Genomic DNA, 12,223 nt, shown 5'->3' with positions numbered 1-12,223 from the left:
CGCGCGTCGGTCGTGACACTTCTGCAACGCAGCAGCCAAATCGTGTCGCGTTGGTCCTGATTTGATCGGCATCAAATCCTTCACCATCCCCTTTCTGCTCTGACGCTGATGTCGCGCAACGATGCGCAGATATGGCTGAAGGGGATTGATATGGACGGAACGATAAGAAACCTGGCGCGGCTCGCGACGCTCGGTGCGATGCTCGTGGGGGCCTTTGCCACGGCGCAGGCCGCCGATCTGCCGGTTTACAAGAAGGCGCCGCCGCCGGTGGAGGCGTGGAATCCCTGGATGATCCGTCTGCGCGTTCTCGGCGTTTTGCCGGACGGCGGTGACAGCACGGTGAATGTCGCGGGTGTACCTGCTCTGTCGTCGCCGAACTCGGGCCTCGATATCAGCAACCAGGTCGTCCCCGAGCTCGACATCTCCTATTTCTTCACCCCGAACATCGCGGCTGAGTTGATCCTCGGCGTGACAAGGCATCACATCACCGGAACGGGCACGCTTCAGGGGCTCGATATCGGCAAGACCACGCTGCTGCCGCCGACGCTCACGCTGCAATACCACTTCACCAATTTCGGCGCCTTCAAGCCCTATATCGGCGCCGGCGTGAACTATACGGTGTTCTTCAACAATTCGGCGTCGAACACCGCGTTCGGCGGCCTCGCCGTCACCAACCTGCATGTCAGCAACGCCTGGGGCGGCGCCGTGCAATTCGGCTTCGACTATATGTTCGACAAGCATTGGGGCGTCAACGTGGACGTGAAGAAGCTGTGGCTGCAGCCGAACTACTCGGCCACGGTCAACGGCGCGATCCCGGTCACTGGGACCGCGCATATCGATCCCTGGCTGGTCGGTGCGGGCGTGACGTACAAGTTCTGAGGCGCGGTACACCAAACAAAAGCGCGGCAGGGTTTCCCCTGCCGCGCTTTTGCGTTCGAAGTGAATGAACGAGAGAGAAACTATTCCTCCTCGTCGTCCTGCTTCTTGCCGCCGAGCGTCTTCAGCTTGGCGAACACGGCGTCGACATTGAGATCGTCGCTGGACTTCTCCGCCGGCTCGTACTCGTCCTTGCGGGTGGTCTCGGAGGCCGGCAGCAGGGTCGCGCCGCCATAGGTTGCGTCGATCGGCTTTTCCTTGGCCGCGCGCTGCACCTCGAAGTCGAGCTCGATCTGCGAGCACAGGCCGAGGGTGACGGGGTCGATCGGCGTCAGCGACGACGTGTTCCAGTGGGTACGGTCGCGCACGCTCGCGATCGTGCTCTTGGTGGTGCCGACCAGGCGCATGATCTGGGCGTCCTTGAGTTCCGGATGGTTGCGCAGCAGCCAGAGGATGGCGCTCGGACGTTCGTGGCGGCGCGAGACAGGGGTGTAACGCGGTCCCTTGCGCTTGGGCTGCGGCGGCAGCACGACCTTGCTCTCCTGGAGGCGGAGCCGGTAATCCGGGTTCTTCTCACCCTTCTCGATCTCCTCGCGGGTCAGCTGGCCGTTGGAGAGGGGATCCATGCCCTTGATGCCCTGGGCGGCGTCGCCGTCGGCGATCGCGCGGACCTCGAGGGGGTGCATCTTGGTGAAATCGGCGACCTGGTCGAAGGTCAGCGCGGTGTTGTCGAGCAGCCAGACGGCGGTCGCCTTGGGCATCAGAGGTGCGTTGCTCATGGCAAATCTCCTTTGTGCTTCGCCCACCCCTCTGGAGGCGAAACCGGTGGTCATCAGCGATGACAGGGAATTCGCGCTATATAAGCCGGGAGGGGCTAGCCACGCAATGGTTCTGCTATAGATAGTGCCTTGACACCGCCCGAAAGGGGGCCCAATTCCCTTTGAACCGCTGTAGGGTTCAAGCCGACACTTTTAAGCCCCTATTTCCATCCATCGACCGCCCCCGCCAGAAGGCGAAACGGGCGATTCGGTCCCGAGATCGCTCAATGTCAGCCAAACCAGACCTCAAGATCGTGCTTTGTTCTCCCCGCGGCTTTTGTGCCGGCGTGGTCCGGGCGATCGATACCGTGGAACGGGCGCTCGATAAGTACGGCGCCCCGGTCTATGTTCGCCACGAGATTGTGCACAACAAATACGTCGTCGACGGGTTGAAGAAGAAGGGCGCCATCTTCGTCGAGGAACTCGCTGAGATCCCGGAAAATACCACGGCCCCGGTGGTGTTCTCGGCCCACGGCGTTCCGAAGTCGGTTCCGGCCGACGCCCAGTCCCGCAATCTGTTCTCGCTGGATGCGACCTGTCCGCTGGTGACCAAGGTGCACCGCGAGGCGGCGATCCACTTCAAGCGTGGCCGCGAGATCTTCCTGATCGGCCACTCCCACCATCCCGAGGTGGTCGGCACGCTCGGCCAGCTTCCGCCCGGCGCCGTGACCTTGATCGAGACCGCCGAGGACGCCAAGACGATCACACCGAAGGACCCGGACAACCTTGCCTTCGTGACCCAGACCACGCTGTCGATCGACGACACCGCGGAGATCGTGGCGCTGCTCAAGGAGCGTTTCCCGAACATCAACGGCCCGCACAAGGAGGACATCTGCTACGCCACCACCAACCGCCAGCTCGCGGTGAAGAAGGTGGCGCCGGTGGTGGACGCCTTGATCGTGGTTGGTGCGCCGAACTCGTCGAACTCGCAGCGCCTGCGCGAGGTTGCCGAGCGCGAGGGATGCCCGATCGCCGTGCTGGCGCAGCGGGCCGCCGATCTCGATTGGAAGCGGTTCGAGAATATCACCAGCCTCGGCATCACCGCGGGGGCCTCGGCGCCGGAGGTGATCGTCGAGGAGATCATGGACGCGTTCGCCGAGCGCTTCACGCTGCATGTGGAGACGGTCTCGGCCGCCGAGGAGAACGAGTTCTTCCCGCTGCCGCGATCGGTGCGCCCCGAAGCTGCCGCCGAGTAGACGTTTATGGCGGTCTACACGGACGTCGCCGCCGACGAGCTTGCGGACTTCCTGAAACAATACGATCTCGGCGAATTGCTCTCCTACAAGGGCATCGCCGAAGGTGTCGAGAATTCCAACTTCCTGCTGCATACGAGCAAGGGCTCGTTCATTCTCACGCTCTACGAGAAACGTGTGGCAAGGCACGATCTGCCGTTCTTTCTCGCGCTGATGACGCATCTGGCCGAACACGGCGTCAATTGTCCGCTGCCTGTGAGGGGACGCGACGGGGAGGCGCTGCGCGAACTGGCAGGCCGGCCAGCGGCGATCATCACCTTTCTCGAGGGCGTCTGGCCGCGCAAGCCGAACGCGACCCATTGCGCCGGGGTCGGCGAGGGGCTGGCCCGGATGCATCTGGCCGGCGCCAATTTCGCGATTAAGCGCGCCAATGCGCTGTCGGTCGCGGGCTGGCGTCCGCTGTTCGACGCGGCGGCGAACCGTGCCGACGAGGTGCAGCCCGGTCTGCGTGCGTTTCTCGCCGCCGAGCTCGATTTTCTCTCCAGCGGGGTCTGGCCGACCAACCTGCCGGAAGGTGTGATCCACGCCGACCTCTTCAACGACAACGTCTTCTTCCTCGGCGACAAGCTCTCGGGGATCATCGACTTTACCTTCGCCTGCAACGACATGCTGGCCTATGACGTCGCGATCTGCCTCAACGCCTGGTGCTTCGAGCCGGATCATTCCTTCAACGTCACCAAGGCGCGGGCTTTTCTCAACGCCTATGGCCGCGTGAGAAAGCTCTCCGAGACGGAAGAGGCGGCGCTGCCGCTGCTGGCGCGCGGCGCCGCGATCCGCTTCCTCCTGACGCGGCTGGTCGACTGGCTCAACGTGCCGCCTGGCGCGCTGGTCAAGCCGAAGGATCCGCTGGAATATGCCCGCAAGCTGCGCTTCCACCAGAGCGTGACGAGCGTGCGAGATTATGGGCTGACGCCGTCGGGGCTGGTGGCGTGAGCGAGCTTCCCAATGTCACGATCTATACCGACGGCGCCTGCTCGGGAAATCCCGGGCCGGGCGGCTGGGGTGCGATCCTGAGGTTCGGCGACAAGGAGAAGGAGCTGAGCGGCGGCGAGCGCCACACCACCAACAACCAGATGGAGCTGATGGCGGCGATCTCGGCGCTCGAGGCGCTGAAGAAGCCGTGCACGGTCGATCTCTATACCGACAGCCAGTATGTCCGGCAGGGCATCACCGGCTGGATCTTCGGCTGGAAGCGCAATGGCTGGCGCACCGCCGACAAGAAGCCGGTGAAGAATGTGGAGCTATGGCAGCGCCTGGATGCCGCGCTGAAGCAGCACGAGGTCCGCTGGCATTGGGTCAAGGGCCACGCCGGCCATCCCGAGAACGAGCGCGCCGATCAGCTCGCGCGCGACGGCATCGCCATGGCCCGGTTGCAGCAGCGGGTGAGGGAGTAGTTGGGATGTGATTCCGGGGCGCTCGCATTAGCGAGCGAACCCGGAAGTTCGAGATTCCGGGTTCGGTGCTGCGCACCGCCCCGGAATGACTTCAACTAGAGCTGCCCGAGCAGCGTATCGCCGCCGGAGACCTCGACCTTGCCGGGCATGGCCTCAAGGTTGAGCTTCTTGACCACGCCGTCCTCGACCAGCATCGAATAGCGCTTGGAGCGGATGCCGAGGCCGTTGGCGGAGGCGTCCAGCTCCATGCCGATCGCCCTGGTGAAATCGGCATTGCCGTCGGCGAGGAAGACGGCCTCGTCGCGCTGGTCGGTGTCGCGCTTCCAGGCGTTCATGACGAAGGCGTCGTTGACGGAGACGATGGCGATCGTGTCGACGCCCTTGTCCTTGATGGCATAGGCGTTGAGGAAGATGCTCGGCAGATGCATCTTGTGGCAGGTGCCGGTGTAGGCGCCGGGCACCGCGAACAGGGCAACCTTCTTGCCCTTGAAGATGTCGTCGGTGGTCTTCACCTGCGGGCCTTCCGCCGTCATCACGCGGAATTTTGCCTCGGGTAGCTTGTCGCCAATCTGGATCGCCATCATCAGTCTCCCTGGAAATCGGTCCCGCGTTTTAGACCGGGCGGCGGGACTGCACAATATTGCCGGCCGGGGAAGCAGCAAGGCCGGCCCGCCTTCACGGCTACGTCATCAGCCGGCAAAGCCGCCACCGTCCAGGAACGCCTGTTCTTCCGGCGAGGTCTCGCGGCCGAGGATGCGGTTGCGGTGAGGAAAGCGGCCGAAGCGGCGGATGATGTCTGCGTGCTCCCGGGCGTAACTCAGGCTCTCGGCGTCGCCGGCGCCCTCGAACAGCGCGACGCAGCGCTCCTGGTCCGCCAGGTGCTCGGAATGCATGAAAGGCATGTAGAGGAATTCGAGCAGGGCGGGATCGATCCTGCGATCGACCCCTCGCTGGATGGCGCGGCGGGCAACGTCGCGCGCCAGCGGATCGCTGGCAAAGGCTTGCGGCGTGCCGCGGAACATGTTGCGCGGAAACTGATCAAGCAGAATGACGAGCGCCAGCGCGCCCTCGTCGCTGGTCTCCCAGTCCGCCAGCTCCCCGGCAGCTGCTTTGTGCCAGAGCGCGAGAAAGCGGCGCCTGATCTCCGCGTCGAAACCCTCATCGCGCTCGTACCAACGGTCGCGGCCAGCCTCGCGCCAGAAGGCGAGAATGCCTGACGGCGAGATGTCGCCGACGTCAGTCATGAACCGGAGGCGCGGCTTACGCCGCCTCGGCCTTTTGCTCGTCGCGGAGCTGCCGGCGCAAGATCTTGCCGACATTGGTCTTCGGCAGGTCGGTGCGGAATTCGATGTGCTTGGGCACCTTGTAGCCGGTGAGCTGCTCGTGACAGAACGCGATCACCGCCTCGGCGGTGAGGTTCGGGTCCTTCCTCACCACGAAGGCCTTCACCGCCTCGCCCGATTTGGAATCGGGCATGCCGATCACGGCGCATTCGAGCACGCCCGGATGGCTCGCGATCACTTCCTCGACCTCGTTGGGATAGACGTTGAAGCCGGAGACCAGGATCATGTCCTTCTTGCGGTCGACGATCTTGGTGTACCCCTTCTCGTCCATGATGCCGATGTCGCCGGTGCGGAAATAACCGTCCGCGGTCATCACCTTCGCGGTGTCTTCCGGCCTGTTCCAGTAGCCCGACATCACCTGTGGGCCCTTGGCGCAGATCTCGCCGGGTTGCCCGAGCGGGACCTCGTTGCCGTCGTCGTCGCGGATCGAGATGTAAGTCGATGGCACGGGGATGCCGATCGAGCCGGAGAACTCGGTCGCGGTCGCCGGATTGCAGGTCAGCGTCGGCGAGGTCTCCGACAGGCCGTAGCCTTCGGCGATGAAGCAGCCGGTGATCGCCCTCCACTGGTCGGCAACGGGTCGCTGCACCGCCATGCCGCCGCCGTTGGAGATCTTCAGCTTGGAGAAGTCGAGCTTCTTGAAGTCGGGATGGTGCATCAACCCGTTGTACAGCGTGTTCACGGCCGGGAAGCTGTTGACCTGGTATTTCGCCAGCTCCTTGACGAAGCCGGGAATGTCGCGCGGGTTGGGGATCAGGAGATTGCAGCCGCCGGCGCGCACCGCGAGCAGGTAGCAGGCCGTCAGGGCGAAGATGTGATAGAGCGGCAGTGCACACACGATCATGAGCTGGTCGACGTGTGGCGGCGCGGTGAGCGCCGGCTGGAGCCAGGCGTCGTTCTGCAGGACGTTGGCGACGATGTTGCGATGGAGCAGCGTGGCGCCCTTGGAGACGCCGGTGGTGCCGCCGGTATATTGCAGGAATGCGACGTCGCCCGGCGAGAGTTTCGGCCTGTTGAACGTCATGCCGCGGCCGGCCGAGAGCGCGTCGTTGAAGGCCACCGCCCCCGGCAGCGACCACGCCGGCACCATCTTCTTGACCCGGCGGACGACGAGATTGACGATGATCCCCTTGAACCCGAGCAGGTCGCCCATGCTGGCGACGATGACGTGCTTCACCTGCGTCTTCGCGATCACCTGCTCGACCGTGTGGGCAAAGTTCTCCAGCACGATGATGGCTTCGGCGCCGGAATCCTTGAGCTGGTGCTCGAGCTCGCGCGGGGTGTAAAGCGGGTTGACGTTCACGACCGCGTATCCGGCGCGCAGCACGGCGGCGGTCGCGACGGGGTACTGCAGTACGTTCGGCATCATGATTGCAACACGGGCGCCGCGCTGGAGCCCGCGGCCCTGCAAGTAAGCGGCGAGCGCGACCGACATCTGGTCGAGGTCGCGATAGCTGATCGACTTGTCCATGCAGATGAACGCCTTGCGGTCGGCGAACTTGGTGAAGCTCTCCTCCAGAAGGTCGACCAGAGATGCGTATTGTGTCGGCTCGATATCGGCGGGTACGCCGGGCGGATATTGCTTGAGCCAGATGCGCTCCATGGAAAACTCCCCTCATTGACCAGAGCCTGTTGTGTCTCGGGCTTGCCGCATTGCCGCCAGTATCCAGCCTGCCGGAACTGGTGGCAAGCGGTCGTGGCTTAGGGCAAAGTCGGGGCGTAGCTACTGGAATCGTCGCAAACCGCGCTGCCGCGGGTGCGAAGCGCGGGCTGCGGTTTGATTCCGAGGGACGTTAACTGTTGTTCGCCGGCTTGGCGGCCGCGGCGGGCTTGGTCGCGGCCTTGGGCTTGGCGGGCTTGACCGCCTGATCGCCGCCTGCCGCAGGTTTCTCGGCGGGCTTCGCCGCCGCATCGTGCCTGGTCGTGGGATGCTTGGTCCCGGCCGGCTTGGCTGCGGTCTTTGCGTCACCCTTGGCACCGGAATTGGCTTCAGGCTTGGCTGCAGACTTGGTCTCGGACTTGGATTCGGACTTGGATTCGGACTTGGCGTCCGGCTTCACCGCTGCCGTCTTGGTGTCCTTGCCTGCGTCCTTGTGCCCGTCCTTGTTTCCATCCTTGGGCTTGTCGGCGGCGTCAGGCTTCCTGGCGACGCGCGACTTCTTGCCATGCGGCTTGGACGCGGCCTGCTGGTCGGCATCGGCCGCGACCGCCGCGATCAGGGCGGTGCCGGTGCGGGTCGGGCCGGTATAGACCAGCACGGGTTCGGCCGCCGCGGGGGCCGAGGCCATCAGCTCGGAAGCCTTCATCATCAGGGGCGGCTGCAGGCCCGCCGTGAAGAAGGTGACCTGGGCTTCTCCACCGGTGGCCGAGGCCGATCCGGTCGCGCCGCCATTGGCCGCAATCAGCGCATCGTCGTCATCACTGGCCGGCCGCTTGCGGTGAGGCCCGCACATCTCGTCGCGCAGGTTCGGCGGCGAGGCGTCGACAGGCACGAGATTGTCGACGGTGCCGAGCGAGGGGCGGAGCCAGGTGAGATTGTCTTGAGCGAAGCCGCGCTCGAGCAACTGCGCCGCCTTCACCGCGCGCGCGGTGCCGGAACTGGCGCCGAGCACCACCGCGATCAGCCGGCGGCCGTTGCGCGTGGCCGAGGCGACGAGGTTGTAGCCGGAGGCGCAGATGAAGCCGGTCTTGAAACCGTCGGCGCCGGGATAGCGGCCGATCAGCTTGTTGAAATTGCCGGTGACGCGCTTGCCGAAGCGGATCGCCGGAATGTGTACGAAGTACTCGTATTCCGGCAGGTCGCGCAGGAACGCGCGCGCCAGAATTCCGAGATCGCGCGCGGACGTGATCTGGCCGTCGGCGGGCAGGCCGTTCGGATTGACGTAGCTCGTCTGCGTCATGCCGAGCTTCTTCGCGGTGTCGTTCATCATCGCGGAGAAGCCGTCGATCGAGCCGCCGACGCCTTCGGCGAGCACCACGGCCATGTCGTTCGCCGACTTGACCATCATCATCTTCAGCGCGTTGTCGACCGTGAGCTGCGTTCCCGGACGGAAGCCCATCTTCGAGGGCGACTGGGAGGCCGCCGTCGGCGACACCGTGAGCAGCGTGTCGAGCGTCAGCCTGCCGTCCTTGACCGCATTCAGCGTGACATAGGCGGTCATGATCTTGGTGACGGAGGCCGGATACCAGGGAATGGTCGCGTTGTCGGCCTGCAGCACCTTGCCGCTGTCGGCCTCGATCAGCAGCAGCGCTTCGGCGCTCGCCGCGCGCGGCGCGAGCAATGCGGCGCATGCGAGGCTCACGGCGAGCAGGTTGAACAGCGATTTGCGAAGCAGCGGGCGAAGGGCGTGCACTATCCGATTTCCGGTCCTTGGAGACCCGCCGGTTCCGGACGGCTCTCGTGATCTGATGTTCGGTTTTGAGATCCAGCGCCGCCGCTTGCGGCATCGCAAACCTATACCGGCTCGTGCGTCGAGAATAGGGGGATCGGCGCGGTATTCCGCAATGAAGTAGGCCGAATTTCGACGGTGCTGTGGGGACTTGCTATGGGGATTTGACAGCCGTCGCGGCAGTCTCGGCCGCCGTCACGCTGGCCCGTGCGTTCTCCTGAACCATGAACTGGGCCCTGGCAAGCTCGGCGAAATGGCCGCCTTTGGCCACGAGTTCATCGAAAGTTCCGCTTTCGATCACGCGCCCATTCTCGAATACCAGGATCCACGTGGCATTGCGGATGGTCGACAGGCGGTGGGCGATCACGAAGGTGGTGCGGCCCTTCATCACTTCGTCGAGAGCGGCATTCACCTTGGCCTCGGTGACGGCGTCGAGCGCGCTGGTGGCTTCGTCCAGGATCAGGATCGGCGGGTCCTTCAGCAGCGCACGGGCGATGGACAGGCGCTGGCGCTCGCCACCTGATAGCATGCGGCCGCGTTCGCCGGCATTGGTCTCGAAGCCGCCGCTGCGCTCGATGAACTCGAGCGCCTGCGCGCGCTCCGCCGCCTTGCGCATCTCGGCCTCGGTCGCGTCCGGCTTGCCGACGCGCAAATTATCGGCGATCGAGCGGTTGAACAGCAGCGCTTCCTGGAACACCACGCCGATGTTTCGCCGCAGCGAGGTCAGCGTGACGCCGCGCACGTCCATGCCGTCGATCTTGATGACGCCGGATTGCGGATCGAAGGCGCGATGCAACAGCGCAATCGCCGTCGACTTGCCGGCGCCGGTCGGGCCGACCAGCGCAATGGTCTGGCCGGGCAGCGCGGTGAAGGTGAGGTCCTCGATCGCCGGCCGCTTGCCATCATAGGAGAACGTGACGTCGTTGAACTCGACGAGGCCCGACAGCCGGCCGGCGTCGATTGCATCGGGCCGGTCGTGGACCGCGGGCACGGCGTCGAGCACGTTGAAGAACTCGCGCAGGCGCGGGGCTTCCATAAATACGTTGTTGATGAAGCTCACGACCTGCTCGAGCTTCTGGATCAACATCGTCGCGAAGCTCACGAACATCACGATGTCGCCGACCGAGGTGAGCCCCTGGTCATGCAGGGCGATGCCGAAGGTGAAGATCGCGAGCACCGTGATGGTTGTGGAGGCGCGTGTGATCACCGTGACCAGCGCCCACCAGGACAGCACTGGCATCTGCGCGGCCAGCAGCTCGTCGGCGACGGAGCGCAGCCCTTTGACCTCGGATTCGACGCGCACGAAGCTCTGCACCAGCGCGACATTGCCGAGTGCGTCGGAAGCGCGCGCGGAGAGCTCGCTGTAGTGCTCCTCGACCTCCATCTGCATGCCGAAGGTCTTGCGCACCACGAAGGTGGTCAGCGCGGTGAAGACGATGCAGAGCACGAACAGCAGGATTGCGAGCCGCCAGTTCAGGTAGAGCGACAGCGGCAGCAGCACCACGACCGAGAGGATCGCGGCAAAGTGCTCGCGGAAGAAGCCGAGCCACAGCCGCCACAGTGCGTCCGTACCGTTGAGCATCACCTTCATCAGCCGGCCGGAATGGGTGCCGGAATGGAAGGTCAACGGCAGTTGCAGGATGTGCTCGAAATAGCTCGTCAGCACCGTCTGACGCTGGCGGTGCGAGAGCCGGTCGGCCTGCAAGGCCACGAGCGCGCTGCACGCGATGGTGAAGAGCCCGAACGCGACCCAGGCGGCCAGGAATGGCCAGGCCGAGTTCGACCCGGCCACCGTCTTGCCCGAGAGCACGTCGACGATACGGCCGAACAGCACAGGCTCGGCGAATTGCGAGGCCGCGAGCAGGAGATTGGCGACCGCGAGCAGCCAGCCCAGCCGCGCTTCCTTGCCGAGCAGTTCGAGAACGCGGGTGTAGAGACGGAGGATGGACATGCGGGCGGCGAACTCGAGTGGGTAACGGAGCCCGTATTTTAAGCAGGGATCGTGCGGGAGATATAGCGGAAGCTGTCAGTTTTGCTCAATTGATCAGGCGCCCGGCGACCGGTGGCAGGAACCGGTCGTCGAAGATGTCACCCGCGGTGGGCCGCTTGCGGAATTTGAAGTCCTGCGCGACCTGGTCGATCGAACGATCGAAGCGCGCCGGGTCGACACCGCCGAGGCCGTTGCGCCTGACCTCGTCCGTCAGGATGTTGTCGGCGATGATGGTGCGCAGGCGCTCCAGCTCCAGGTTGCGGTCGCCGTCGCCGATGCGGCTCGCTGCCTCCTCCGCCGCTCGCCCCGGCTCTCTGACGGTCGCGGTGATGCCCGCCATCAAGGCGCGGACGAAGCCCTTTACCGCGTGCGGCTTTGCTGCGGCAAAGGCGGGATTGACCACCACGGCAAAGCCGTAGGCTTCGCAGCCGTAGTCAGCGTAGCGCAGCACGACGAGATCGGCTCCGGGCACGCCGCGGTCGCGCAGGTTCACCGCAGAGAGATAGCTGAAGCCGGCGACCGCATCGACCTGGCCCGCGGAGAGGATCGGCTCGCGAACCGCCGCGCTGATCTTGTGGAATTTGACGCGCGATGGATTGATTCCGTTCTGCCGTGCCAGTGCCGGCCACAGCCACATCGATGGATCACTGTCGGCGACGCCGACGGCCTTGCTGTCGAGATCGGGCAACAGCTGGATGCCGCGGCTCTTGCGCGCGACGATCGCATAGGGCGCGCGGTTGAACAGCACGAACACCGCCTTAACCGGAGCCGCGTCGTCCTTGTCACGAAAGCGGATCAGCTCGTTGATGTCGACGAACGCAAGCTCGCTGTCGCCCCTGGCGACGCGTGCGAGTGCCTCCGGCGATCCGTTTGCGCTCGTGAAGGACACATTGAGGCGCTCGGCGCCGAACCTGCCGTCCTTCGCCGCAAGGAAGAACGGCGCCATGCTTGCGTCCGGCGCGCGGTCGAAGGTGAGGCGGATCGCAACGGATGGCGCGGTGGTCTCGGTCGCGCTGACGTCGCGTGCAATCAGCGTCGCAAGCAAGAGCGACAGAGCCAGCAGGCCGTGAAGTGCGGTCGTCTTGAATCCTGACATCAGTTGCGCCGGTCCCGCATTGTTATGGTTTCGTGACGCTTGCAGCGCCGGCCCGCGGCGACCG

The 12,223-nt window shown here is 64.8% G+C and carries 11 protein-coding genes; 4 read left to right on the top strand and 7 right to left on the bottom strand.

The window, feature by feature from the left end; genetic code table 11:
* Window positions 1–150: 150 nt before the first annotated feature.
* Entirely contained in the window at window positions 151–879 is a 729-nt protein-coding gene (locus tag ABIG06_RS08935; RefSeq protein ID WP_370135680.1) for an OmpW/AlkL family protein, read from the top strand.
* Window positions 880–959: 80 nt separating this feature from the next.
* On the opposite strand, the gene ABIG06_RS08930 is transcribed toward ABIG06_RS08935, so the two are convergent.
* A complete protein-coding gene (locus ABIG06_RS08930; RefSeq protein WP_199751396.1) occupies window positions 960–1,655 on the bottom strand; it encodes a DUF1013 domain-containing protein in 696 nt (231 codons plus the stop codon).
* Window positions 1,656–1,921: 266 nt separating this feature from the next.
* On the opposite strand from ABIG06_RS08930, the gene ispH reads away from it, so the two are divergent.
* Genes ispH through rnhA form a run of 3 tightly spaced genes read left to right on the top strand, consistent with a single transcriptional unit; the run spans window position 1,922 to window position 4,341 of the window.
* Entirely contained in the window at window positions 1,922–2,890 is a 969-nt protein-coding gene (ispH, locus tag ABIG06_RS08925; RefSeq protein ID WP_124159401.1) for a 4-hydroxy-3-methylbut-2-enyl diphosphate reductase, read from the top strand.
* 6 nt (window positions 2,891–2,896) lie between these two features.
* Window positions 2,897–3,880: a homoserine kinase gene (locus ABIG06_RS08920; RefSeq protein WP_424578258.1), complete on the top strand. Its 984-nt coding sequence runs from the start codon at window positions 2,897–2,899 to the stop codon at window positions 3,878–3,880.
* On the top strand, window positions 3,877–4,341 hold the full coding sequence (gene rnhA / locus ABIG06_RS08915; RefSeq protein ID WP_124159399.1) for a ribonuclease HI: 465 nt from the start codon (window positions 3,877–3,879) through the stop codon (window positions 4,339–4,341). Before ABIG06_RS08920 ends, rnhA begins: the two co-directional genes overlap by 4 nt.
* Before the next feature lie 95 nt (window positions 4,342–4,436).
* Here rnhA and ABIG06_RS08910 read toward each other — a convergent pair whose 3' ends face one another.
* From ABIG06_RS08910 to ABIG06_RS08885, 6 genes are all read right to left on the bottom strand, one after another.
* Window positions 4,437–4,922 (bottom strand): peroxiredoxin, encoded by a 486-nt coding sequence (locus ABIG06_RS08910; RefSeq protein WP_370135677.1) that lies wholly within the window; start codon window positions 4,920–4,922, stop codon window positions 4,437–4,439.
* 108 nt (window positions 4,923–5,030) lie between these two features.
* Complete coding sequence (locus ABIG06_RS08905; protein WP_124159397.1) at window positions 5,031–5,585, bottom strand: DUF924 family protein; 555 nt, start codon at window positions 5,583–5,585, stop codon at window positions 5,031–5,033.
* 16 nt (window positions 5,586–5,601) lie between these two features.
* The gene (locus ABIG06_RS08900; protein WP_370135674.1) at window positions 5,602–7,287 is read right to left on the bottom strand and encodes a long-chain fatty acid--CoA ligase; all 1,686 of its coding nucleotides are present in this window, start codon (window positions 7,285–7,287) and stop codon (window positions 5,602–5,604) included.
* A 190-nt stretch (window positions 7,288–7,477) separates the two neighbouring features.
* Window positions 7,478–9,037: a D-alanyl-D-alanine carboxypeptidase family protein gene (locus ABIG06_RS08895; protein WP_370135672.1), complete on the bottom strand. Its 1,560-nt coding sequence runs from the start codon at window positions 9,035–9,037 to the stop codon at window positions 7,478–7,480.
* 190 nt (window positions 9,038–9,227) lie between these two features.
* On the bottom strand, window positions 9,228–11,024 hold the full coding sequence (locus ABIG06_RS08890; protein ID WP_370135670.1) for a glucan ABC transporter ATP-binding protein/ permease: 1,797 nt from the start codon (window positions 11,022–11,024) through the stop codon (window positions 9,228–9,230).
* A gap of 85 nt (window positions 11,025–11,109) precedes the next feature.
* On the bottom strand, window positions 11,110–12,159 hold the full coding sequence (locus tag ABIG06_RS08885; protein ID WP_370135667.1) for an ABC transporter substrate-binding protein: 1,050 nt from the start codon (window positions 12,157–12,159) through the stop codon (window positions 11,110–11,112).
* Window positions 12,160–12,223 lie beyond the last annotated feature (64 nt).

Source organism: Bradyrhizobium sp. USDA 326, assembly GCF_049739485.1.
Taxonomy (GTDB): Bacteria; Pseudomonadota; Alphaproteobacteria; order Rhizobiales; family Xanthobacteraceae; genus Bradyrhizobium.
This window is presented reverse-complemented; position numbering and strand designations above follow the sequence as displayed.